General features: G+C 33.2%; 21 protein-coding genes. 11 read left to right on the top strand and 10 right to left on the bottom strand.

The features are described 5' to 3' along the window. Window positions 1-144 precede the first annotated feature (144 nt). The 4 genes from rpsI to KO504_RS14300 form a co-directional block, all read right to left on the bottom strand. On the bottom strand, window positions 145-531 hold the full coding sequence (gene rpsI / locus KO504_RS14315) for a 30S ribosomal protein S9 (RefSeq protein ID WP_215927946.1): 387 nt from the start codon (window positions 529-531) through the stop codon (window positions 145-147). Continuing rightward, window positions 532-987, bottom strand: coding sequence for a 50S ribosomal protein L13 (gene rplM, locus KO504_RS14310; RefSeq protein WP_215927944.1), 456 nt, complete (start codon window positions 985-987; stop codon window positions 532-534). A gap of 160 nt (window positions 988-1147) precedes the next feature. Then, the gene (locus KO504_RS14305) at window positions 1148-2131 is read right to left on the bottom strand and encodes an L-threonylcarbamoyladenylate synthase (RefSeq protein WP_215927942.1); all 984 of its coding nucleotides are present in this window, start codon (window positions 2129-2131) and stop codon (window positions 1148-1150) included. Window positions 2132-2175: 44 nt separating this feature from the next. After that, complete coding sequence (locus KO504_RS14300) at window positions 2176-2319, bottom strand: hypothetical protein (RefSeq protein ID WP_215927940.1); 144 nt, start codon at window positions 2317-2319, stop codon at window positions 2176-2178. 167 nt (window positions 2320-2486) lie between these two features. Between KO504_RS14300 and KO504_RS14295 the strand changes: the two genes are divergently transcribed. Further along, window positions 2487-4118, top strand: coding sequence for an ABC-F family ATP-binding cassette domain-containing protein (locus KO504_RS14295; RefSeq protein WP_215927938.1), 1632 nt, complete (start codon window positions 2487-2489; stop codon window positions 4116-4118). A gap of 7 nt (window positions 4119-4125) precedes the next feature. On the opposite strand, the gene KO504_RS14290 is transcribed toward KO504_RS14295, so the two are convergent. Further along, complete coding sequence (locus KO504_RS14290; RefSeq protein WP_215927937.1) at window positions 4126-4839, bottom strand: hypothetical protein; 714 nt, start codon at window positions 4837-4839, stop codon at window positions 4126-4128. Then, window positions 4839-5384: an RNA polymerase sigma factor gene (locus KO504_RS14285; protein ID WP_215927935.1), complete on the bottom strand. Its 546-nt coding sequence runs from the start codon at window positions 5382-5384 to the stop codon at window positions 4839-4841. The genes KO504_RS14290 and KO504_RS14285 overlap by 1 nt, the downstream gene beginning before the upstream one ends. 115 nt (window positions 5385-5499) lie before the next feature. Between KO504_RS14285 and KO504_RS14280 the strand changes: the two genes are divergently transcribed. From KO504_RS14280 to KO504_RS14250, 7 genes are all read left to right on the top strand, one after another. After that, a complete protein-coding gene (locus tag KO504_RS14280) occupies window positions 5500-6918 on the top strand; it encodes a DUF4412 domain-containing protein (RefSeq protein ID WP_215927933.1) in 1419 nt (472 codons plus the stop codon). A 24-nt stretch (window positions 6919-6942) separates the two neighbouring features. Continuing rightward, window positions 6943-10794 carry a DUF7619 domain-containing protein gene (locus KO504_RS14275; protein WP_215927931.1) on the top strand — a complete coding sequence of 1284 codons (3852 nt, stop codon included), beginning with the start codon at window positions 6943-6945 and terminating at the stop codon, window positions 10792-10794. 12 nt (window positions 10795-10806) lie between these two features. After that, window positions 10807-11451, top strand: a complete 645-nt coding sequence (locus tag KO504_RS14270; protein ID WP_215927929.1) for a hypothetical protein — start codon at window positions 10807-10809, stop codon at window positions 11449-11451. Between the two features lie 12 nt (window positions 11452-11463). Further along, window positions 11464-12033: a hypothetical protein gene (locus KO504_RS14265; RefSeq protein WP_215927927.1), complete on the top strand. Its 570-nt coding sequence runs from the start codon at window positions 11464-11466 to the stop codon at window positions 12031-12033. A gap of 118 nt (window positions 12034-12151) precedes the next feature. After that, window positions 12152-14971, top strand: coding sequence for a CHAT domain-containing protein (locus tag KO504_RS14260; RefSeq protein WP_215927926.1), 2820 nt, complete (start codon window positions 12152-12154; stop codon window positions 14969-14971). Window positions 14972-15429: 458 nt separating this feature from the next. Further along, entirely contained in the window at window positions 15430-16347 is a 918-nt protein-coding gene (locus KO504_RS14255) for a hypothetical protein (protein ID WP_215927925.1), read from the top strand. Between the two features lie 10 nt (window positions 16348-16357). Then, the gene (locus tag KO504_RS14250; protein WP_215927924.1) at window positions 16358-17011 is read left to right on the top strand and encodes a hypothetical protein; all 654 of its coding nucleotides are present in this window, start codon (window positions 16358-16360) and stop codon (window positions 17009-17011) included. A gap of 535 nt (window positions 17012-17546) precedes the next feature. Here the strand turns inward: KO504_RS14250 and KO504_RS14245 are convergent. Further along, complete coding sequence (locus tag KO504_RS14245; RefSeq protein WP_215927923.1) at window positions 17547-18713, bottom strand: glycoside hydrolase family 3 N-terminal domain-containing protein; 1167 nt, start codon at window positions 18711-18713, stop codon at window positions 17547-17549. A 601-nt stretch (window positions 18714-19314) separates the two neighbouring features. On the opposite strand from KO504_RS14245, the gene KO504_RS14240 reads away from it, so the two are divergent. The 3 genes from KO504_RS14240 to KO504_RS14230 all read left to right on the top strand — a co-directional run bounded on the left by KO504_RS14240 (window position 19315) and on the right by KO504_RS14230 (window position 21441). Next, the gene (locus tag KO504_RS14240; RefSeq protein WP_215927922.1) at window positions 19315-20241 is read left to right on the top strand and encodes a T9SS type A sorting domain-containing protein; all 927 of its coding nucleotides are present in this window, start codon (window positions 19315-19317) and stop codon (window positions 20239-20241) included. Between the two features lie 355 nt (window positions 20242-20596). Then, entirely contained in the window at window positions 20597-20962 is a 366-nt protein-coding gene (locus KO504_RS14235) for an endonuclease domain-containing protein (RefSeq protein WP_215927921.1), read from the top strand. A 245-nt stretch (window positions 20963-21207) separates the two neighbouring features. Next, the gene (locus KO504_RS14230) at window positions 21208-21441 is read left to right on the top strand and encodes a hypothetical protein (RefSeq protein WP_215927920.1); all 234 of its coding nucleotides are present in this window, start codon (window positions 21208-21210) and stop codon (window positions 21439-21441) included. Here the strand turns inward: KO504_RS14230 and KO504_RS14225 are convergent. Genes KO504_RS14225 through KO504_RS14215 form a run of 3 tightly spaced genes read right to left on the bottom strand, consistent with a single transcriptional unit; the run spans window position 21433 to window position 24362 of the window. Further along, entirely contained in the window at window positions 21433-22818 is a 1386-nt protein-coding gene (locus KO504_RS14225) for a Sau3AI family type II restriction endonuclease (protein ID WP_215927919.1), read from the bottom strand. The genes KO504_RS14230 and KO504_RS14225 overlap by 9 nt on opposite strands. A 13-nt stretch (window positions 22819-22831) precedes the next feature. After that, window positions 22832-24064 carry a DNA (cytosine-5-)-methyltransferase gene (gene dcm, locus KO504_RS14220; RefSeq protein WP_215927917.1) on the bottom strand — a complete coding sequence of 411 codons (1233 nt, stop codon included), beginning with the start codon at window positions 24062-24064 and terminating at the stop codon, window positions 22832-22834. Then, window positions 24054-24362, bottom strand: coding sequence for a helix-turn-helix domain-containing protein (locus KO504_RS14215; protein WP_215927916.1), 309 nt, complete (start codon window positions 24360-24362; stop codon window positions 24054-24056). Before KO504_RS14215 ends, dcm begins: the two co-directional genes overlap by 11 nt. Window positions 24363-24505: the final 143 nt, after the last annotated feature.

Raw genomic sequence — 24505 nt, 5'->3', positions numbered from 1 at the left:
CTTCATTTAGATGCTAAACTTTTAGTCCTGAATTTATTTCAGGATCTGTTTTAATTGATTCTAAAGTATTTCAGAATCTTTTCAATAAAATAAAATAATTCAGAGCCTGAAAAATCAAACTCTGAATTAAGTGTTGTTTGGATATTAACGTTTCGAGAATTGGAATTTCTTACGCGCTTTCTTCTGTCCGAATTTCTTACGCTCTACCATTCTTGGGTCTCTCGTTAATAGACCTTCTGGCTTTAATACTAGTCTGTTTTCAGGATCTAGTTCGCACATTGCACGACTTAATCCTAAACGTATTGCTTCTGCCTGGCCGGTGATACCACCTCCATATACGTTAACAGTAATATCAAAGTTGCCATCATTGTTAGTCAAGGCTAAAGGTTGGTTTATTTTATACTGCAATGTTGCAGTAGTAAAATAATCCGCCATGTCTTTTTTGTTCACTGTGATTTTGCCACTACCTTGGGCAACGTACACACGAGCAACAGCCGTCTTTCTACGGCCAATTTTGTGAATTACTTCCATTTAGTTAATTTCGTTTAATTTGATTGCTTTAGGTTTTTGAGCTGCGTGAGCGTGCTCTGTACCTGAAACAACAGTTAAATTTCTAAAAAGGGCTGATCCTAATTTGTTTTTAGGCAACATTCCTTTCACTGACTTTTCTACTAATCTGGTTGGGTCTTTCTCAAACATTTCAGTAGCCGTCAGACTTCTTTGTCCACCTGGATAACCTGTGTGACGGATGTAACTTTTTTCCGTCCATTTGTTACCAGTTAAGTTGATTTTTTCTGCATTAACAACAATTACATTGTCACCGCAATCAACGTGTGGCGTAAAATTAGGTTTGTGCTTACCTCTTAAAAGTATTGCTACTCTCGAAGCTAAGCGACCTAAAGTTTGTCCTTCAGCGTCAACTAAAACCCACTCCTTATTAACGGTAGCTTTGTTAGCTGAAACTGTTTTGTAGCTTAATGTATCCACACTAATTTGATTTATATTTACGCTTCACAGCGCAAAAAGATTAAACATTCCTCTTTAAAAAAGAGTTTGCAAATTTACGATAAACAATTGATTTACCAAACCTTGATGGATATATTTTTTGTGCTGAAAATCAGATGGTTTGGAAATGTGTATTCTAAATTTAGTTTTTTGTAGCTCTTGTAAGTCTGTCATTTATGGATTTTCCTAAGCCATGATCTGGGAATTTTTCGGCAATAATAACATCCAGATGCATTTTATCTAACTGATGTAGAACATCGTAAAGTTTTGAAGCCGATTCGGCTAAGTCGCCAGATTTTGAAAGCGCAATTTGTACTTCGATTGCGTTATTTTCAATTTGAGATTGAAATGTTATGAGTCCAACACGTTTCTCTTTATATTTATCTAATGTGTTAGGAATATTATCTGTTAAGATCGTCGTCGTCTTTGGTGCATAGTGTCTCTCTAACATACCAGGAGCATCCGGACTTATTTCTTTATTATTTTGACTACGCTCAGTAGCCATGTTTTTTATTTCAATTTTTCCAACAATGGCTTCAATGTCTTCTAAAGCTGTTGAGCCTAATCTATAAATAATAGGGTTGTCATTTTCAAAACCTATAATGGTAGATTCTATTCCGCTTGTGCAAGCCCCTCCATCTAAAACCATTTTAATAGTATTTTTAAAATAGGTTTCTACATGTGCTGCTGTCGTTGGACTAATGCTACTAAAAGGATTGGCACTTGGTGCGGCTAAAGGGAAATTTAATTGTTTTAATAATTCTATTGTAGTGGGATGATTAGGAACACGAACTGCAACTGTATCTTTTCCACCAGTAATTAAATCTGGAATTATAGCTTTCTTTTTTAAAACCAAAGTAATTGGCCCTGGCCAAAAAGCTTCGGCTAATAACTGCGCTTTTTTAGGAATATATTCAACGATGTTGGAAAGCTTATCTATAGAAGGAATATGAACAATAAGCGGATTAAAAAAAGGGCGCTTCTTGGTTTCAAAAATAGCTTTTATAGCTTTCTCGCTATAAATATTTCCTGCTAAGCCATAGACAGTCTCTGTTGGAATAGCAACAATGTCTTCAGCCGTTAATAGTTGAATCGCTTTTGATATGTCTTTTGAAATGATGCTCATAGTCGTAAAATGCGATTACAAAATTACTTCAAAATCTCATACGACTAAGATTTAATACGCTTATTTTCCTTTTTCTGTTGGTAAAGTGCATAACCTAATACAGCGATCTCGAGACTTAAAAGGGCTATTTTGGCTTTTTTGCTTTTGGTTAATGCGCTTGTTAACCCTAAAACTTTTGTTAGTATCATAATTGTTTTATTACATATTAATTATGTTCTAAAATTAATGGATTAGATCTTTACATCTTAACTGAATAGAGACTAGGATTAGCTTATAAGAGTTGTGATATTATTTTGACTACAATTATAAATAATGACTTCCCATTTAGTAGTTTTGCATCTTTAAAATTCAAAATATGATTTCAGTCGATAATTTAGCCGTAGAATTTAGTGGGCATACGCTTTTTAGTGATGTGTCATTTACGATTAATGCTAATGATAAAATTGCTTTAATGGGTAAAAATGGTGCAGGAAAATCGACCATGATGAAGATTATTGCAGGTGTGCAAAAAGCAACTCATGGTAACGTAAGGTGTCCTAAGGATGCTGTTATTGCGTATTTACCACAACATTTGTTAACCGAAGATAATACGACTGTTTTTGATGAAGCATCAAAAGCATTTAAGCATGTGTTTGAAATGCGTGATGAGATGGAAGCGCTCAATAAACAATTGGAAACGCGAACCGATTATGAATCTGACGACTACATGAAAATTATTGAACGTGTGTCTGATTTGGGTGAGAAATATTATGCTTTAGAGGATGTCAATTACGATGCCGAAGTTGAAAAAGCATTAAAAGGTTTAGGATTTAAACAAGACGATTTTGCCAGGCAAACCAATGAGTTTTCTGGTGGTTACCGTATGCGAATAGAATTGGCTAAGATTTTATTGCAAAAACCGGATTTAATTCTATTAGATGAGCCCACCAACCATATTGATATTGAATCGGTTATTTGGTTAGAGGATTTTTTACTTAATAAAGCGAATGCTGTGGTTGTTATTTCACACGATAGAGCCTTTGTAGATAATATAACCAATAGAACTATCGAGGTAACGATGGGGCGTATTTACGATTATAAGGCTAATTATACGCATTACCTTCAGTTGCGTGAAGATAGACGTACACATCAAATAAAAGCCTATCAAGAGCAGCAAAAGTTTATAGCTGATAATATGGCGTTTATAGAGCGTTTTAAAGGAACATATTCTAAAACCAACCAAGTGTCGTCACGAGAGCGTATGCTTGAAAAATTAGAAAGGATTGAAATTGATGAGATTGATACCTCGGCTTTAAAATTGCGTTTTCCAGCAACACAACGTTCTGGTGATTATCCGGTGACGGTAAAAGAGGTGTCTAAATCTTATGACGACCATGTGGTATTTAAAAATGCTAATATGTCTATTGCTAGAGGAGAGAAGGTCTGTTTTGTGGGTAGAAATGGAGAAGGAAAATCCACCATGATAAAAGCTATTTTAGGAGAAATAGATGTGGAAGGGACTTGCGCTTTAGGTCATAATGTAAAGGTTGGGTATTTTGCCCAAAACCAAGCGGCTTTGTTAGATGAGAGTCTAACCATTTTTCAAACTGTTGATGATGTGGCTCAGGGTGATGTGCGCACGCAGATTAAAAGTATTTTGGGTGGTTTTATGTTTAGGGGAGATGATGTTGAAAAGAAAGTGAGCGTCTTATCAGGTGGTGAAAAAACCAGATTAGCGATGGTGAAACTTTTACTAGAACCAGTGAACTTATTAATTCTCGATGAACCTACCAATCACCTTGATTTAAAATCGAAGGATGTTTTAAAAGAAGCCTTAAAGAATTTTGATGGGACATTAATTCTCGTGTCTCACGATAGAGATTTTCTTCAAGGTCTATCAAATAAAGTCTTTGAGTTTAAAGAAAAACGCGTTGTTGAACATTTTGAAACGATTGATGATTTCTTAGCAAGAAATAGGGTAGAGAGTTTAAAAGGATTGGATTTATAACAGCCTTTTACAATTTTTCTAAAAGCACTTTTCTTTCTTTAGTTTTAAATACAGAATTCTTAGAGTTCAGTCTTTTTAATTGCGCTTTAGCATTATCATAATCTTCAGTTCTAATATAGATTAAGGCAGTGTACCAAAGTGATTCGTCCGTGTAGTCAAAATCAATTTTATTTAAGATTTGAAATTGCTCTAATGCTAAATCATATTTTGACTGGTTAAGTAAAGACGATGCGTAATAATAACGAATATTAGGGTTTTCTGAGGTTTTTAATAGTGTTTCAAATTTATTTTCAGCCAATTCATAGTTTCCGTTTTCATAAGCTATAAAAGCAGTATTGTCCTTATCAGAATTATTTGATCGGGTTACGGGTTGATACGTATTTGGTGAAATTTCAAAATAGTCTTCAAATAAATCGTTACCAGTTGTCGTATTGAAGATGTTATAGCATAGCCCAATAACTAATACACTTGCAATAGCAAAAGCGGCATATTTAACTGTTTTAAAAGTTGATTTTTCTTTAGGAAGGGTGTTTTCTAATTCCTGAAAGCGCCTCTTTAAAGACTCAGCTTCTGAAATTTTAAAAGCCACAGCCATATCTTTATGAGACTCAAATTTAGCTTTAAATTCTGAATCTGTTTCTAACAAATGCTCAACTTCAGCTCTTTCGTTAGTAGAAAGCCGATTTGCAATATAGTCTTGTATGAGTGTTTCGTTATTCATTAGTTTACTTTAAACAACGTTTTTAAATGCTTTAAGCATCGCGATTTATGACTTCTCACCGTATTCGCATCTTTATAATGGGTTAAGCCTACAATTTCTTCAATCGTTAAATTTCTGTAATAAAATAGTTGAAGTACTGTTTTACAGGTTTCAGATAGTTCGCTTAGTCGTTTCGCTAAAGCGTGTTGGTTTGCTGTAGGTAATTCTTCTTCTATCTTAATTTCTGTATAATTGTCGTTTTCAACGTCTACTCTTATAACACGTTGCTGTGCTTTTAATGTTTTAAATATTTTATTTTTTCCTATGCCAAAGAGGTACGTTTTAATGGTACTGTTCTGCAGCTCTAATTGCGACGTTACAAAATTTTGGTGCATAGCAATAATGGCGTCTTGGTATATGTCTAAGACATCAGAAGTCGCTATGTCGTAGCGCTTGGCATAATTTAAAAACGCTTGCTTATAACTCAGATACACGCTTTCTAGAGCTTTTTTATCATCGGCTCTAAGTTGTCGTTGTAAATCGTTGTCGCTAAGCGTGTTTTTCATTTAGTTATCTCGAAGACTAAAACATTAACAATAAAACAAATATAATTTTTTTTAGATGGTTTGTTAATGTTTGTAAAGTTCGAGGAACTAAAAGTGTAATCAATTCATAAAAACAATGAAAACACTTTTAAAATACGTTTTAGTATTAATGCTATTTTCTGCTGTTCAGCCTGTTGAAGCGCAATTATTAAAAAAGCTAAAAAATAAAGTTGAAAAGAAATTAGAACGAAAAGCCGAAGAGAAAATTGATAAAACCATAGATAAAACGATTGATGATGTCACGTCTGAAAAGAAAAAGGACACCCCAAAATCTTCCGAAAAAGCTGATAAACCATTAGAAATGCCAAGCTCTAATGCGGATTACGGCGATGTCATCATTACCCATGCCAATACTTTTGGTGCGGTTCAGATTCCTGAAGTCGGTAAAATAAAAGCGACACAAACCAATTCAGAATGGCATATTACAGGATCGTGGTGGTCTCATGATGCCGATATCCATGATGGCTTTGTACTTACCATCCCTACTGAAGCTAATTTAAGACATGATGTAGAAGCAGATACTAAGGATGTAAAACGCAGTTTTAAAATTCCTGAAGAAGCCATGCTCAAATTATCTTACGATCCCGATTTATTGCATTACGAAGATTCTGGAGACGATTTTAAAAAAGCAGTTTCCGATAATTATCAAAGTTACAATGTCTCAAAAGGACAAGTCACTATTGATGTACTAACGGAAGGCGCTATTCAAATTTCGTTTGATGGAAAAGTAAATTTAAAAAAAATACTAAGGCACAGTGCTAACTCTGAAGACTATTCCGAAACCTATTTTGAATCTACCGTAACAGGTGGTATTGAAGCTGAAAGTCCAGAATTTTTTAACCAAACCTCAGTGGTTAAAACAGAAGAACCTAATGAAAGTGGATGGAGTGGCTCGGAACAACATAAAACCAATTCAATTGCAGTTGCTGGCGTGTATCAATTTACGTTTGAAACTAAAGTTAAGGTCACCAATATTGATGAAGCTAACGAAACCTATAAGATGTCTTATTTGTTAAATCCTAATGAAAATTATATGGGCTTAATGGTTGATATGAGTGACTATTCGGATGAAGAAATGCAAGGAGAGTCTGTAATCGTTATGGATGATGGCAATACGCACATTTTTGTGGATACTGCTGGTATGAAAATGCAAATGTCCCAAAATATGATGGGAGGACAGCAAATTCAAAATCCTACCGACCAAATGGCGAATTACGACTATTCTAAAATTAAAAAGACAGGAAAGACTAAAACGATACTTGGAGCAACCTGTTATGAATATGTGATGTCCGACAGTGAGGTTAAAATGACACTTTGGGTGGCACCAGAAATTAATTTACCAAACTGGTTTATTCAAAATGATGCGATTCTTGAAGGTTATATTATGGAATACACTATTGCATCTAAAGAAGGCAACATGACAAGTGAAACCATTGCTATAAATGATAACATCCAGAAGACTATCAATCCTAAGGATTATAAAAAAATGTTTTAACCAAAAATCTCAAATACGTAAATCATGAAAAAAGTCTACTTAATATTAAGTATTTACTTCTTCACTTGTGTGACTATATCGGCTCAAGTGGAAAAAATTGAAAATTATAGTACAGGGACAAAAATTACATTTTATCCTAATGCCTGTGGTATTGAAATCTCTGAAGCGCAAGGTAAAATTTCATTCTGCGATGAGGCGAATAATTTAGGAGTTGTAGAGCAAAGTTATGGCTTAAATTCAGACACTGTTATAAAAATTGTTCCGAATTACTTTAATAACGATGAGGTCTTTATTACGTCTAATGGTTATTCAATTCACAAATCAGATGGTACTTGGCAAAATATACCAGCTTTGTCCATTCCTGGTGAAAATTTATCTTTCCATATTATTTCGGAAGACGCTATTGTTACAGCTGATGGTAAATTATTATTTGCCACGTCAAACGGTAATTTAAGTGGTCTTACTTACTTGGATTTAAATACGTTGATGTTTGATACTATTGATTATGGATCTAACGACCTTCCTCAAGCAGGAAAATTCGCTTACGATTCAAATACAGGTATCACATACATTTTAGCAGAATTATCCAATCAAGTAAATCTCTATAGCCTAGAGAATAACAATATTCTTAACTTGGGAGTTATTTCTGGTTTATCTACTAATAGTGCATATTGGAATACTGCGGCAATAGTTAATGGGTTTTTATACGTAGGTGGAGAAGTATTATATAAAATAGATCTCAACGGTAATAATCTTACGGTTATATATGACAATAGTAGTCTTCCTGCGAATAACATATCTAAAATAACTGCTGATGATTCAGGGAATTTATGGATGGCTTTTAGTGCTGTTGGCGGTGGTTTGTCAAGATTTAATACGTCTACAGAAGCATTTGATTTTTTTGAGTTAGAAAACCCAGGAAATGGAACCTATAGTTTCCAAGATGTCACTGTTGCTCCAGATGGTTTAATTTGGGCATTGGCAAATAGTTACGATGGTATTGTTACTTTAGATCCTAATGCTACAGAACCTTTATGGACTTTTATTCCCACAGAAGATATAGAGGGTTTAGGTTTTCCGCTAGTTCAAAGCCCTAAATCGGTAGATGCTTTTAATGGAAGCCTCTATTTTGCATCTGGTGGAGTAATTGGTTCTAGTACTGAAAAACCTTTTGAATTCTTAAAATTAACTGGCGATGTTTGGCGCGGCTATAATGATGAAGCACCTGGTAATATTTCTGCTAAAATGGCATTGACCAATGGTAGTTATACTGAGAATATGAAGGCATCCGTAGCTGGTAAAAATGGTGGTGTCTGGTGGTTAAATCAAACAGATGATATACTTACTTTTTTAAGTGATGATGATAGTTTTGGAATTACAGAGTTTTCCGGGTCAGACCCGATTTTAGTACTAGATGAAAGTGATAGACCCAATACTCTTAGTGGTGGTTTGTTAAGGTACAATGCACCATTAGTACAAAAATTTGACGATGATATAGTTTTAGGTTTTGATCCGGAATGGTTAGCCACTTATCAAGATGAACTTTGGTTGTTCGATAGGCAAACTAGTGTTTTACATATTTATAAAGAGGATAATGAGACCGCTGTTTATACTTTAGATAATTATGATTCTCATAACCCTGTTACAGCAGATAGTTTTGGTAATGCCATCTATTCTGAAGTCAACACGAGTACGAATGAAGTCATTGTAAACAGATTTAATAGAACTACCGAAACCACTGAGACGTTTTCTTTTGAATATTCAATAAGCCTTTTCCCAAGTGGTATTAGCAATGCATTACAGCAAATTACCTTACCAGATGGAAAAATTGCATTTCTTTCAGAAACTACAATTTTTTTGTTTGAAGGAGGTACTATTACCGATATCGTTATAGAAGATTTAGGCTTTGAATCTTATGAAAATATAAGAGCAGGAACAGCAGATGAAGCTGGAAATTTAATATTAATGCTTAACACACCGAAACTTACACGAATTTTGGACCCATTTGAAAGCCTGAATGTTGAGTCCTATCGCTTTGGTGTTACAAGTGGTTCAAGTGCTGAACAAAGCATCCTACCCGAAATTAATTTTGGGTTAACAAATACTGTAACTGTAGACCATGATGGTGGTATTTGGACGCAAGCGAATGGGGAATGGTTAAAAGTTACCTTAGCAGATGCTAATCTTCCGCCAGCAAACTTTGAATCATTTAGAATTAAAGGACAAGTTTATTTTGATAGTAATAATAATGATGCATTAGATGCCGATGAGCTTTATAAAAATCAAAGATTGGCAATTACCAAAGACGATAGTTCGTTTATTAGATATACAGTTTCAAAGTCCAATGGCGAATTTGAATTTTTATATCAAGGTGAAGGCGATTACACAATAACTATTCTTGGTAGTGATCCATATGTATTTACAGAAACTTCATCTGTGAATTTTACGGTTACAGATGTTAATCAAGATACTGACTTAGGATTATTTAAGTTGCAAACGAGATATATTGACGCCTTATTAGTTAAATCTGCAGAAAAAGTAGGAGCATGGGGATTTGATAGAAATGGATTTGAAAACACCTTTACAACCGCTATTGGCAATGTTTCAGCAACTAAAAATTTCACTAATCTCAATTTTCAATTTTTGTATCAGAATAAAGATGAAAATAGTGATAATATAGTGCCTCAAATTGAAGAGGTCAAAATTTATAGAGTAACTTCAGAAACTGGCGTTCCTGTAATTCATAACACAAGTATTGAGCCATTTAGTAACAATTGGAGCATTAACGATCATAACGATAATTATACTATTAATCTCTTAGCTGTTACCCCAGAAATAAGCGTCAATACAGATAGCGTTACAATAGATTTTATAATAGATCAGTTAGATGCAAAGGATATGATTATCATCGCGGTAGAAACTGATTTGTTTGAGCCAGAACAAAATGGTGCTGCTATTGAATTTGGATTATCGCTTGTTGGTGCTGATAATTTAGATGAAAATGATGGACCAATCCAAATCCCTCTTATTCCTAGACCTTCGGATAATCCGAATTTAAGGTTTCCGGAAGATTTGCCTCCATTTCCAGACCCTAATAATCCTGCCACAGACCCTTTTGTTCCAGAAGGTCCTGTATACGCTCCATTACCTAAGAATACAAGAATAATGAGCTCCTACGATCCTAATGATAAGATGGTTTCACCAGGTTTACCAGATATATTGAATGAAATTGATATTAATACACCTTATTTAACGTATACGATAAGATTTGAAAATGAGGGTAATTTTTCGGCTAAAGATATTTACGTTTTGGATGAGTTAGACCCTAATTTAGATCTTAATTCTATTCAGATTATAGATGCTAGTCACGAGGTCATTTTTGATGAGTTGTCTATTGATGGAAATACAACACTTCGTTTTTTCTTCAAGGATATATTTTTAGATTATACCACAAATGATCCCAATGCTAGTCAAGGTTATGTGAAGTTTGCAGTTAGACCACTTGAAGGTATTGCCTTAAATACAATTGTAGAGAATACGGCAGCTATTTATTTTGATCAAAACCCACCAATTATAACCAATACCACACAGCATCAATTTGTAGAATTGTTACTCTCATCTCATGATTTTTCCATTGGTAATATACATATTAAAGCGTTTCCAAATCCAGTGAGAGATGGCTTGGAGTTGGTGCTACCAGAAATAGGTGATTATACGGTTCAGATTTATGATTTAATGGGTAGAATTATGAGAAATGTGACAATTGAAAATAAGCAATCAGTGCAATTAGACTTAAGTCATTTAACTAAGGGTAATTATATACTAAACGTTATCAATTCTGAAGCCACTGCACAAATTAAAATTATTAAACATTAAATGCTATATACTATGAGATTATTAAAAATAACGACATTACTTTTTTTAACTGCGCTTGTATTAACTTCATGTTTTGGAGACAAAAAAGTTGCCGATGTTTCTCAAATGAATGATACTGGTTTTGTCAATAAAAACTTTAAAGGCAATCGTATCAATTACTCAGAAGATATGAGTGCTTGTGAGTCTATTTTAGCTTCAGATATCGCAACTATTTATAGTGTTTCAGAAAGTGATGTGATAATTAATGATATTACAAAAACTAAACGAAGACAACCCAACTCACCACCTTCATGTATGTTTTACATTAAAATGGGAGACAATGATTTTGAGTGGTTACGAGGTTCAATAAGTGTTCAACGCGAAATTAGAAAAGATGAAATGGCATATGACGTAGCAAAGGCTGTAGGTAATGGTGAAGAATGGGAAGAGGCTTGGGCGCTGAATAAATCAATTTCCAAATCATCGGAATGGATTAAGGATATGGGAATGGCAGCTGTTTGGAATTTGAAAAAAGTAGAACTCAAAATTAAATTTAAAGGCTATACTTTAAATATTTACCCTATTAAAAACAAATTGAATCAAGTTGAGGTCGCCAAAAATAGAGATTATAAAAAAGTGGCGATTGCCATGGCTAAGGCTTCAGGATTCATAAAATAAAATTAGACTTCAATGAAAATTATAAAGAATATACAACTGTTATTAATCACGGTTTTAATGGTTACTTCATGTGGCCAGAATAAGGAAGCTAAAAATGATACTAATTTAGGAGATGAGCCAGCATTAACGTCTCAGTCGAAAACAAAGGCTATAGATATAGCGTCAATAAAGAAAAAACTATGCAATGATTTTCCTGAAGATTTAATTTTAAAGTATAATCCTGACGGTAAAAAAATAGAAATAGAACCAATTGATGATGGTTCTGGTGGTATTTTACATTGTAAAGTGAAATTGTTTTATGGCGAAAAAGCGTATGAGTTTTGGGAAGGCTTAGTTGCGGCTAATATCAATAATATGGAAGATCCATTTTGGCAATATAATCCAGAGCGCAATCCTACATTATATCAAGAAGTTGAAGGTTTAGGAGACAGAGCTGTTTTTATTGGTAATATGTTTCAGTTACAGATTTTAAAAGAAGGTGTGATGTATAACATTACACCACCAAATCGAGGTCGTACAACTAATACTGGAAAAGAAACAAAAGCTATTGCCATTGAAATTGCTCAACATTATCAGCTTTAAAACCAAATAGAAGGATTAACTTCACAAGAAGTAATAGCATAAAAACAAAAAAAATAGTATTATTACTTATTCTTAATGGTTTAAGTGTGAGGTTTTAAACTTAAAAAACACGAATTAATTGTTTGTTTTCAAAATTATATTTAAGTCTGTTGTAGTAATTTTGCTATTGTTATGTTCAAGCGTTTATGCTCAAGAGGTTTCTAAATCTCAAGAACTCGATAGTATATATGCACAGCAAGCCCTACTTTATAAAGCCAAAGATTATGCTGGAATTATTACTTTAAGCGAACACGCAAAGACCATTGCCTTAAAAAGTGCTCAAGACAGTATTACTTTTGCCAGAATTACAGCCTACATTGGCTATGCTAATAATAAATTTGCGAACTACATAGAATCTATTAAAGGTTTTGAAGCCGCCTTAAAATATATCCCAAGCGAAAAGAGTGCAGGTGTTATTAACACCAATTATAATATTCTTTATGATTTACTCACTAGATATTACAGTTTACGACGGTATAAAAAAGCACTGTCGGTCGCAACAAAGGCAGAACGACTACTCAACGACTACGATTATATTCGCGCCAGTAGGCATACGTGGTTGTACCAGCGAAAATTTAGAATCTACTCGGCTTTAGGGTTTTATGATAAAGCTGCGATAGAGGTTGAAAAAATAAAGCAGAAATTACAACCTATAACCAATGAAACGGATGAAGCCATGCGCTATGGTTGGATGCGCTACTACAGATCGCGTTTACTGCTAAGCTATAATGAAGCGCTACATCTAAAGGAAAAAACAAATGCGTATCAGGCTAAAATTAGCCCTCTTCGGAACACTATTGAAACCCATTTGTACAAGTTAGACTCGGTGTATGAACATACAAGTTCTCTGCAAAACCCTAAGATGCGAAGTCAGTTTTCTAACCTATCCCTTTATATCGGTGCCTTATATTATGTGGCAGATTTTTATAAGGAATTCGAGGAGTTAGAATTGTCTCTCCAGCTTATTAATAAAGCTATTTTACTTTCACATGTAGCCAACGAACCCGATAGGAATGTTACGGAATATTTAAGGTTTAAGGCTAATATCTTAAATGAAATTGGTGATACCGAAAAGGCGCTTGTGCTTGTGGATAGTATTGAAAATAACTTTAAAAGCAATAGTTTTAATCTTAATGATATCTATGAATTTAAAGGGGATATCTATGCGCGGACAAAACAGTTAGATTCTGCTTTGCACTATTATTCAAAAACCATGAGGCATATTCATAATGCTGAAGAAACGCTTCAAACCGATTTTAAAAACTTTGCGTCACGGCATCAATTTCCAAACGATTGTGAGCAAATAGATCGTATGAGCTACATGTTATTTAAGCATTTTAATCAAGATTCTGTAGCTATAAAGAAGGCCCGAATTTTAAATGATATCGCTTATAATGTATTTGTTGAAAACCATAAAGATTTAAATTTAAGTATTGGAAATAAACTGCTCTATAATAGAATAATAGAATGCCGATTAGAACTCAATAAACACAATTTTAAACATAAAAAGGCATTTATTTCTAATCTTGAAAATATAAGTAATCGTCTGGCATGGCAGGAATTTAGCCAAAGTAGAGATGTGGTGAAATTACCGATTATTGATTCTTTAGAACACATAGAATTTCAAATTAGAAAACAAATCGTTCAGGCAAAGCAAGAGCGGAATCAAAAACAAGAAGATTCTTTAGAGCGCATCCTTCAGACTTATAAAGACCATGTTAATGCCAAATTTCCAACTATTTCAGATTTTACGCAGAATAATTTTGACATCTCCGCTTTTCAAAACTTGTTAGGTGACGATGACATCGTTTTAAAATATTTGTTTTTTTATGATCAGTTTGTCATTTTTCAAATTACGAAAGATGCCATTGAATGGGAATTAAAACCTTGGACAAAGGCTACAAAAAGCTTACTGAATTCCCATTTAGAGTATTTAAAAAACCCGAATAGCAGGTTTGTATTAAACCCAGAACTTACCAAGTTATTGCTTCCGGAAAAAGCCTTAACCCATACGTCTTTAACCATTATACCAGATACTCCTATTTACAGTTTACCTTTTGAAACCTTAAGCTATAAGTCTCATTATTTAATACAGGAAAAGGCGATTCATTATTCGTCGCACTTAAGGTTTGCTTTTTTTAAAGGTGATCAAGCTTCACATAAGGAGGTGAAAGCCACCATTTTTGCACCAGCATATCCAAAAAGTAATAGGGCTGGAGCGAATAGAAACAGTGCTACGTTTTTAGAAGGCGCTCAAAAGGAAGCTAAAGTTCTTGAAACGCTTTTTCCATCAGAAGCGTTTATTGGCAGTAATGCTACAAAAGCGAATTTTATAACACATAAATCTAAAGGCAACATCTTGCACTTGGCTATGCATGCCTCTTTAGATGACGATGAACCTGTGTTTAGTCATTTTAATTTCTCTAATGATGAAAAACTATTTTTAGAAGAACTGTATGGTTTAAATATCCCTGTAGATTTAGCCGTTTTGAGTGCTTGTAACACAGCCGTTGGGAAAGAAGATGGCTCATTGAGTATGGTGTCTTTACATCGTGCTTTTAGTTTTTCTGGGACAAAAGCAGCAGTGGCCAGTTTGTGGGAAGTACCCGATGCCACTACGAGCCGAATCATGATTGCATTTTACAACCATTTAAAAGACGGTAAAACAAAATCTGTAGCGTTACAAATGGCAAAAAATGAGTATTTAACTACCGTTGAAAACCCAAAATTAAGACATCCTTATTATTGGGCTGGTTTTATCTTGTATGGTTCTGATGCCCCATTAATTGATGCCAATTATAATTGGGTTTGGATAGCTTTAGGGATTGTTTTTATGGTGCTGTTGCTGTATGTGTTGTTTAATAAGTTCTGGCAACGCGATACAACGGAAAGCGCTTAATAGAGTTGCTTCGTCTTAGCTAGTAAACAATTATATTAAGACAGCTATAAAAGGGTTGATATAGCGCGTTGGTTAAAACCTAATTGATGATAAAACCTTTTTAAATCGATCGGAAACCATTAGAAATTAATTAGCATGGAAACGTTTTAATCAAAACAGATATGCTAATAATTTATCTCAATTAGATTCGCTTTAACAGCGTCGACTCAAATTAAGAGCTTCATTTAATAACATCTTAATCATAATTACTGCATATCGGTTTTATATGCTTTTAACATTTTAGTGACTTTATAATTGAAACTATTATTATAGCTATTGGAAAAGAATGTATTATGTTCATTTTATAGCTAGAAACCTGTAAAATGATATGTTTATCTTCATAATAGTCCTTTTAGCAGTTTTTTTATTGTAAATCGTTTAGTAAAATTAGATTTGGAATAATTGTTAATGACTTAATTATGAAATCATTCCTTGTAATAGCCTTGTCATGCTTCGTTTTTTTAGTTTTATTTTTTTCGATAGGAAATGAAACGTTAAGATTAGAAAAAAATGAAAGGCCCAAAACATTCAACGCTATCAGTGCTTCTGATAATGATTTTGAATTATATGAATTTGGTCATAAGCATTTGAATAGTAAAAATGTAAAAATCAAGTATTTGGTGGGTGATACTTATAATAAGTTTTTAGATCTTCAGAAAAGCAAAGACATTTTATTAGTCACCTCAGCCTCTTTTACCTCAGCTTTTTTTAGTGATGGCACTCCGATTGGACTTTGTGCTTATGAAGGGCAATTTCTTAATAAAATGCCAAATCAAACCATGGATGGTTTGGTCGTTATTAATTCAGAAGGTTTAATGACGACACAAGATATTATAGATCTAGATTTTACAAGTAAAAAATGCGATCTCCTAATGACATCTAATCATGCGCATCAGCATCTTAATCCTAGGGAAAATGCATTGGATTCTTATGTTTTTTATAATAAGGTTGAAACCGATAAACTTTCTGTTTTTCAAACACAATTAGTGTATTCCCACTTAAAAAAGGACGACGAAAATTTTAAAAACATTTTGGTAGGTGCTGATGATAAAGAAAGACGATTTCTTGTTGTTGCTTCAAAAAATGGGGAATTAAAAAATCTAATAATAGGCACCAAAGCGAAGGACTATATGTTAAAGGCTGCTAAAGATGTCTTAACGCATCTTAGAGCTAAAAACTACGATGTCAATTTTATACTCAATTTAGATACTGGAAGTAAAAATATACTCCATGTTAATAACGGTCAACATCTTGAGAATTTAAATCAGAACCCATCCACAAAACTCGCTAGAATTGAAAGAGCCTCTAGTCTCATTGTTTTTTACACGGATAAATAAAAGCGCTAATTTGAAATATTTAAAAATAGGATTAGTTACATTAATTGCCTTGTTTCAATGGAGTCTTTTTGGGCAAACAACAGATGCAATGAGTGCTAAAACTATAGATTATAGCTATTTGACAGAAGTTGGGACTATAGATTTTAGTGGCTACACTATAGATGATTATTCTAAGGCATTTGATCGCGCTTTACAAATGAAAACCGATAGTTTAAATGCTGCCAATGTCATGAAAGGAAACGTTGTGATGTCGATGCTAGCAAAGCAGGTTAATGCAGAGATTGTTAATCATAATCTCGATTCAAATGCAAGGCAAACAAAAGATTTACTGGTTAAATTTAGGGCACAACATTATTACGTGTATCTACCAGAAGTGAGCATGATTATAAAGTTTTTTGGTTATGTGTGCATGGGAGAGTACGGCCACATCTATAATGTCGTAACTACAAATAGTAAGATATTACCAATAGTAATTTTTGGTGTGGTCTTGCTGTGTGTGATTATTCTTCATTTATTTGGTAAAATAAAATGGAAATATAAAAAACTAACGAATCATCTGATACTTGTTGTATTTCTCATTTTTGTAGTATTGACTATAGCTTTTAAATTAACCTGCGGCTGCAATGTAGATGAATATTCATTTTATGGCATCGCAATTAACTAAAGATGCCTGTTAGATCGTCTATTAATGTTTCTTAACGTATCGATTCAAAATAAAAAGATACAATACTAAAAGGATGATGGTTGACCACTTACAAATGTAAATTGTATTTGTAATAAACTCACTAATACTCGATAAGTTTAGAGAACTTATATAATCCGTATTAGACATGTCATTAAGCGCGCTTTCAAGTTTTTTATCAGAACGATAGAATGTGAATGGCTTAACTACTATAGCGCTAATTAAAAGCGCTAAGAAGGAGGTCAGAGGAATGTTTTCTTTACTCTTGTAATGCTTTAATCGTGATTTTTTTGTAACCCAAAAGGCGATTATACATGCAGACAATACATATAAACTCAAGGTTGCGATAAATAGATAGCTTTTTATTTTTGAGGAAAATTGGTAGTTGTTTTCTATAGTGAGGTGGAATAGGTAATATACAATAGCTGTGATGATAGAATCGATTGCAATTAATGCCACGGTTCCATAAATTATCCAAAGTGTTTTCTTTATTAAACTCGTCGTCATGGTGTTCTATTTATTCAATACCTAAGCACGTTTTTAAGCGAATTATTTTCATTACAGATTCGTATACTTGAGCTTTGTAAGCTGCATTAGTTTTCATTTCGTTTAAAATTAATTGGGCTGTATCATCTTCATTTTTAGGAATTAAAATAATATCACAACCTGCCTTTGAGGCTTCTAATGTTGCTTTTGGAATGTTTTGCAAACCATTCATTTTCATGCCGTCGGAAACAATGAGACCTTTAAAGTTTAATTCGTTTTTTAAAAGTCCAGTTACTATTTTCTTAGAACACGATGCTGGAACATTAAAGGTGTTGTATTTTGGATTGTTCTTTATCGAAATATGAGCGACCATGACACTTATGACTCCGTTGTCTATTATGGGTTTATAATTATCGAGTTCTAGTAAATCACCATCAATAAAAACCGTATTGAAATGCGAGTCACCTGTGACTAAACCATGTCCTGGGAAATGTTTTACGGTGGCTACTATATTTTCATTTTGGGTGCGTTCTACAAATGCGTTACTCTTGTTAATCACATCTTTAGGATTAGCGCCAAAACTTCTGTTGGTTATGGCTGAATTATTTTCACTAACATCCAAAACCGGAGCATAGTTTTGATGCACTCCAAGATAATGTAATTCGTTACTTATGGTTTTAGCTACTGCATCTACTTCGCTAATAGATGTTAAATCCACTGTGTTTTTTACGGGTTGCGATCCTACAATACGGCTGTTAAAAAGGCTTGGTTCTGCATCAGCACTAAATAAAAGGCCAAATGAATTATGCTTTTTAGCTGTAGCATTAAGTGTTTCGATAGCGCTTTTGTGATCTTCTTTGGTGCCTTTTAAGATGACAAAGCCACCAACTTTTTTGTTTTCTACAAGGAGTTTGGCTTTGTTTAAATCATGACCTAATTCGCCAATAGAAGCTATTATCATCTGTGCCACGCGTTCGGAGTCCGTCATGGTATTAAAAATACTATCCGTTTTATAAGCTAGTCTGCTATCATAGGTGTAAAAGTCTTTTAAAGAGAACTCTTTTGCGTTATCACTAGGTAAGATGTTGTTTTTTTGTAATTCATCTGCACCAATAACAGGTTGGTTGGTTTTATTTCCATTACAAGATGTTAATAGAACATTAAGTATTAAAATGGAAATTAAAAAACGGTACTTCATAATGTGATAATATTTAATGAGCTTTTAACCAATTACGACTAGTGTCAACCACAATTTTACTAGAATTATGATCTTCATCCCTAAGAAAGCCACAAAACGGTTGAAACAGAACGATAGTTGCTTGCAAAATATACGCGTTTGCTAATTTAAGCTTTTATTTTATATCGGTTTCTTATTGGGTGTTAATGAGTGTTTTGGAGAGATGTAAAAAGAGGAAGCTTTGTTAGTCTTAAGTTGTTTACTTCAGTCTGATTTGTGGGTTATATTATTTATTCTTTTAGTTTATACTAAGTTGGTTCTACCCGAGGTTGACCCGACGCACACCCGACGCATACCCGAGGTTAACCCGAAGGAGCTACGGGAGAACCTAGGGTTAGGTATAGGATGTTTAGCGTTTACGAGTATTTTTATATTAGAAAAGTGTTAAGAGTATCTTGTTTAAGAGATTTAAATAGTTTTTTAAGCATTAATATCTTAAATAGTGAATAATGATAGTTGTCAGATACTCAATTAACTATTAAAATTGGGCGTTTTGAAGTGTTAATTGTTTCGTGTTTCTGTTGTGATAATATTAATTTTATGGCTCTAAACAATAAAAAATATGATAAAAAATTACGCAATTGGCCTCATGTTATTGCTTACCGGAGGCGTTTTTAGTCAGGAAACAATTTCCTTTGAAACCAGTGAATCTTATACTTTAGGAACACTAAACAATCAAAATGGTTGGGAAGTTACTGAGGATAGCGATGGTGCTTTTCTTCAGAATCAAATCGTATCTGATGAGGAAGCTTCAGATGGTGCTTATGCCTTTAAAAATTCTTACGAATCAAGTTTTGATTTTCAATGGTTACCAATCTTTGGTGCTGTGAAGAGTTTTGATACTCCAAAATCATTTGAGGATTTTACATTCTCTTATGATGTTTTAGTTACAGAAACTAATGGAGCGGATTTTGAAATGACGCTTTTTGGTATTGATGCCAATGATGATTTTGTTCCTGTAGCAGGCATTGCTATGGAATATAGAGGATTTATTTATACCATAGATGACATCAATTATACGGCTGCCTATATTGACGGAGCAGAATGGATTCCAAATACTTGGTTACATGTTAAAATTGAAGTGACTGCCACAGAATTAAAGTATTATTTAAATGATGTCTTGGCGCATACACGTAGCAATTTTACGTCTGTTGATATTGTAGGTTTTAATATGTTGCATAACAATTATGGTGGTGATGCTTATTACGATAATTTTAGTTATGAAAGCGGTACTTTAAGTGTTGATGATGTTGCTGATGCCTCAGCATTACGTATTTATCCAAATCCGGTTGCAGATGAATTACAAATTACAGGTATTCAGAGCGAAGAGGTGGCACAGGTGTCTGTTTATAATTTAAATGGACAGCAATTAATGGAACGTACTTCTGTAGATGCATTAGATGTTAGTCGTCTTGTTTCTGGAGTTTATATGTTAAACGTGGTTACCAATGATGGTAAGACGCATACAGAAAAGCTTTTGAAGAAGTAGAATAAAGCAATATCTTTATTTAGTAGCCTTGATTATTATGTAATCAAGGCTTTTTTTTGTTTGATAATTTTGTAAATTACTGTGGTTTAGTGTTTTGTTGGTTGTTGAGGAAAAGGTTGGGGAATTGGTAGGGAAACACCCCTCATGAGCTACGCTCGGTATCTTCAATGAAAATATATTTTCATCTCAATAATCCTCAAGGGGACATTCCAAACCAACAAAGAAAAGTGTAAAAAATTAAATTTATTTTACCAATACTCAATCTATAAATCCTATGAATATTCTATTTTCCTTTATCAAATGTCCCCTTGAGGGGACTTTAGGGTTGTAAATAGATAAGTGATAAATTAATAAAATGAAAAACAAAATAATTCCATACAACCCAGACCTAAAGGAACGTGCTAGACAGTTAAGAAAAAATAGCACCTTACCAGAAGTATTACTCTGGCAACATATAAAACAGCGTGCATATGGTGTTCAGTTTCATAGACAGGTTCCAATGCTAGAATATATCGCTGATTTTTATTGTCATGAAATTCGGTTGGTGATTGAAATTGATGGCGATAGTCATGAGTATAATTTTCAATATGATGCTAAACGACAAAGTGAATTAGAGGCTTATGGTGTTACTTTTTTGAGGTTTTCTAATGAGGAGGTTAAAAAGAATATGTTTAGTGTGTTGTTGGTTATAGAGGAGAAGGTAAAGGAATTGACAGAATAAGTTCTAACAAAAAACACCCCTAAGGTCCCCTCAAGGGGACATTCCATACCAACGAGCATAAGTGATAAAAAATTAAATTTATTTTACCATTACCCAATCGATAAACCTGATGAATATTCTATTTTCCTTTATCAAATGTCCCCTTGAGGGGACTTTAGGGGTGTGAAAGAGACTTTTAAAATGCTACTAATTGTATGTTGACCACCAATATTTTAGCTAGTATATTTGGTAAAAATAGTTATAGTATGAAACCAAATAGAAGAGGCCAAATTGTAAAATACCAAGGACTTGAAGAAAATTTTAATCAACTTTATGTAATATTAGACTTTATAGATAATGGTATTAGGTCAAAAGCTAGATTACATGATTTAAAAACGGGACAAGTAAGTATGGGATTTGCTAAAGATTTAGAAGTTGATGAAGGACAAACTTTTGAATTAGATTATTATCTTGAGCATGGAGATCATGATTTATTTTAGATATATCTCATCTCGAACATAACTTGCATTAAACCAAAAACAATGTTTGGTATATTCTGTTAAGCCAGTTAATTTATCTGGAACAGGTAATTTATATGTGTCATTTCGAGTTTGAGCATGAGGTCTAACATGACTGACGTGATTTTCAGTTTTCTTTGGGAAATATGTTTTTCTAATACCTTTCTCAGTAACTTCTTTTACAATTGTACCTTTTGAAACCGTCTGTACCATTTTATCCCAGACATTTTTAGCAATAAGAATGTCGGAATGAGGCATATTCCAAAACTTAACTTTTCTTAAAATCAAATTCTTTCCCTCAAATTGATAGAACACAAAGAAAAATTTGCTTTCTAAAATATTTTTAAAATCTGAATCTTCCCAATCTGTTTCTATGAGTTCTCGATATTCAAATGTTGGAAAGGAAATATCCTCTTTTGGTAAATTATTTTTTTTAAGTCGAATAGTTTTTACAATAATTCCAGCTTTTTCAAATTCTACTATTTTTTTACCTAGTTCAATTCCAAGAATTGCATTTGTAAGGTTCGCAAAATAACTTTTAGCTTTTTGGTTTAGTTCCAAGCCTAATTCTTGTTTAATCTGTTCTGCAGATTTGCCATAAAATGGATGGAATTTTAAGATAACTATTTCTTCAATTGAACGTACTTTGTCTAGAATTTCTGGTCGTTCGATTATTTTTCCATAAACCGCAGTTTCTTCTTGAGCGATATTTGCAATTATATGATTTACATAACCTTGTTTAAGAGAATAAGCTCTTTGTTTTGCTTGTTTTTCGTTAAATGGTTGGTCTCTAAAGGATTTTAAGGCTGTTGAACCTTTTGTACAAGCTCCGAGATAAAAGGTGTCTCCTTCTGATAATTCGTGAGCTTTTCCATCCATGATTTTTTGATTGATAAACTCCCAATCTTGTTTAATGATTTTTAAATCTTCATTTGGATATTGCCAATCATCAACTAATTTTATAATATAATCAAGTAAATTTGAATCTCTATCGTGAAGATAAAACACCAGAAGTAAATGTGCGTTTTTCTTCCAAAACGTACTGTTTTCAAAATTTTCTTTATGAACTTCTAAATAATTTATAATGTTTAGAACAAGTCTTTCTTTTGAACGAAATTCTCCATTTTTTAAAGTTTTTAATGGACTTGATTTTAGTTCAATTCCTGCTTCTTTAAAATCAGGTTCCGCGTCAGAATTTGGCTCATAGCCAAAATAAAATTTTTCTAATATTTGACCGAAATTCCCTTTTCCTTTGTAGCCATGTTTTTCAATTTCTACGCCACACGCTTCTCTTAAGGTTTGCCCTTTTAGTTGCTTTGCATAGCTTATAATTGAATCTTCTGAATTTAAATCGAACATGTTTGGTTTCAGTTTAATTTATCAGTTTATATAGTTCTTTACCAATTTTTTCAATTACACCAACGACTAAGGCATTTCCCATAAAAAATGCTCGTTTAGTGTCTGTAATTCCATCTAATTTTGTGTGATTATCAGGAAACATATTTAGTCTCTCTAATTCGATAGGTGTTAATCTTCGCAGGCCTCTATCAGAAACAATTACATGTTTAAACCTTGAAGCAGATTTACCACCTTCACCTGTAATTATAGTTCTAGAAGCATTATCTAAAGCATCAGGGTAGATCATTCCTCCTTCACTGTAGTTATATTCAAATCCTTCCTTAGTTGTTCTCTTTTCTTTTTTAGCTCCTTTTAAATACTCCCATTTAGGTTTGTCTTTTTCATCAATAAAAAACTCTGATGTAACTTCTCCGTTTTGTAAAATACTGCCAAGTACCGTTTTTGGTCCATCATAGTTTGGTACTGTTTTAGTTGTAAAAACCTTACCTTTAATGAGTATTCCCGTATTTAGAAAAGGTGACAATTTTCCATCTTTATTGAAATTATTAGTTATTTCAACTAAATCACCTTTTAACTCAACTTCTTGAATTGCGTTTGTTTTTGCTACAGGAAAAGCCTTAGCTATAGTTCCTTCTTCCGTCAGCCAATCTATTTTATTAGCTTTATGTAGTTTTTTATAGGCATCTGTCGATTTATGATAACCAATAAAGAAAACTCTTCTTCTTCTTTGTGGCATTCCATATTCAGCGGCATTGATTACTCGCCATTCAACTGCATAGCCTAAATCATTTAAACTTTGTAACATCACAGCAAAATCACGACCTCTTTGTTTTGCGGGCGATTTCAGAAGTCGGTCTACATTTTCTAAAAATAAATACTTCGGCTTATTTTTTTTGTTCTCTAATATTTTATGAATTGACCACCAAAGCACTCCTTTTTTTCCTTTTAAGCCTTTTGAATTGTGTAAAGTTGTAGCAACAGAATAATCTTGACAAGGAAACCCACCAACGAGTAAATCGTGGTCAGGAATTTCTTCTACATCTCTTGTTACAACTTCGTTTATATCTTCATTAGAGTGGTTTTCCTTTCCGAAACGAGCTTCATAAACTTTTGAAGCGTGTTGGATTTTAGTTGAAGGTTCCCATTGGTTACTCCAAACAATTTCATAGTTGTTTTTTTCTAAACCAAGACGAAACCCTCCAACACCAGCAAATAGCTCAACTACTTTTATTTTTTTATTTACCATTGTTTTGAGTTTTATAGTAATTAATTTTTTCTTCTGCTACTTTTAAAATTTCAGTAGTTTGTTCTGTATATTTCAATTCTTCTGCAATTTTTTCTGAATACCAATTTATTATTAAGTCCTTCTCACTAAGATTATAGAAATTAGCTAATCTTATTAATTGTTCTTTGGTTGGTTTTCGCTCGTTTTTTTCGAACTTACTTATAAGAGATTGATCGATATCTACTTCAGCTGAGACCTTTCGTAGAATTAAATCTGTTTTTTCTCTAGCTTCTTTTAGAGTTTCACCTAAAGTTTTCATTGGACAAATAAGTTTTAGACAATATTTGTCCAAATATATAAATATTTTTTAATTTACTAAGTTTAATACTAAATTATTTATTCAATGAAATGTTTAAAAAGATATTCTAGCTTTGTTTAATGGTTTATGTTAATAAAGAAGCT

Source organism: Winogradskyella psychrotolerans (genome assembly GCF_018860565.1).
Lineage (GTDB): Bacteria > Bacteroidota > Bacteroidia > Flavobacteriales > Flavobacteriaceae > Winogradskyella > Winogradskyella damuponensis.
Note: the sequence above shows the minus strand (reverse complement) of the source record. Positions and strands in the feature narration are given on the sequence as shown.

Excerpts from the sequence above, each read along its gene's own strand:
- rpsI (WP_215927946.1), bottom strand. The coding sequence starts at position 531 with ATGGAAGTAATTCACAAAATTGGCCGTAGAAAGACGGCTGTTGCTCGT.
- KO504_RS14305 (WP_215927942.1), bottom strand. The coding sequence starts at position 2,131 with ATGAGCATCATTTCAAAAGACATATCAAAAGCGATTCAACTATTAACG.
- KO504_RS14300 (WP_215927940.1), bottom strand. The coding sequence starts at position 2,319 with ATGATACTAACAAAAGTTTTAGGGTTAACAAGCGCATTAACCAAAAGC.
- KO504_RS14295 (WP_215927938.1), top strand. The coding sequence starts at position 2,487 with ATGATTTCAGTCGATAATTTAGCCGTAGAATTTAGTGGGCATACGCTT.
- KO504_RS14290 (WP_215927937.1), bottom strand. The coding sequence starts at position 4,839 with ATGAATAACGAAACACTCATACAAGACTATATTGCAAATCGGCTTTCT.
- KO504_RS14285 (WP_215927935.1), bottom strand. The coding sequence starts at position 5,384 with ATGAAAAACACGCTTAGCGACAACGATTTACAACGACAACTTAGAGCC.
- KO504_RS14280 (WP_215927933.1), top strand. The coding sequence starts at position 5,500 with ATGAAAACACTTTTAAAATACGTTTTAGTATTAATGCTATTTTCTGCT.
- KO504_RS14275 (WP_215927931.1), top strand. The coding sequence starts at position 6,943 with ATGAAAAAAGTCTACTTAATATTAAGTATTTACTTCTTCACTTGTGTG.
- KO504_RS14270 (WP_215927929.1), top strand. The coding sequence starts at position 10,807 with ATGAGATTATTAAAAATAACGACATTACTTTTTTTAACTGCGCTTGTA.
- KO504_RS14265 (WP_215927927.1), top strand. The coding sequence starts at position 11,464 with ATGAAAATTATAAAGAATATACAACTGTTATTAATCACGGTTTTAATG.
- KO504_RS14255 (WP_215927925.1), top strand. The coding sequence starts at position 15,430 with ATGAAATCATTCCTTGTAATAGCCTTGTCATGCTTCGTTTTTTTAGTT.
- KO504_RS14245 (WP_215927923.1), bottom strand. The coding sequence starts at position 18,713 with ATGAAGTACCGTTTTTTAATTTCCATTTTAATACTTAATGTTCTATTA.
- KO504_RS14240 (WP_215927922.1), top strand. The coding sequence starts at position 19,315 with ATGATAAAAAATTACGCAATTGGCCTCATGTTATTGCTTACCGGAGGC.
- KO504_RS14235 (WP_215927921.1), top strand. The coding sequence starts at position 20,597 with ATGAAAAACAAAATAATTCCATACAACCCAGACCTAAAGGAACGTGCT.
- KO504_RS14230 (WP_215927920.1), top strand. The coding sequence starts at position 21,208 with ATGAAACCAAATAGAAGAGGCCAAATTGTAAAATACCAAGGACTTGAA.
- KO504_RS14225 (WP_215927919.1), bottom strand. The coding sequence starts at position 22,818 with ATGTTCGATTTAAATTCAGAAGATTCAATTATAAGCTATGCAAAGCAA.
- dcm (WP_215927917.1), bottom strand. The coding sequence starts at position 24,064 with ATGGTAAATAAAAAAATAAAAGTAGTTGAGCTATTTGCTGGTGTTGGA.
- KO504_RS14215 (WP_215927916.1), bottom strand. The coding sequence starts at position 24,362 with ATGAAAACTTTAGGTGAAACTCTAAAAGAAGCTAGAGAAAAAACAGAT.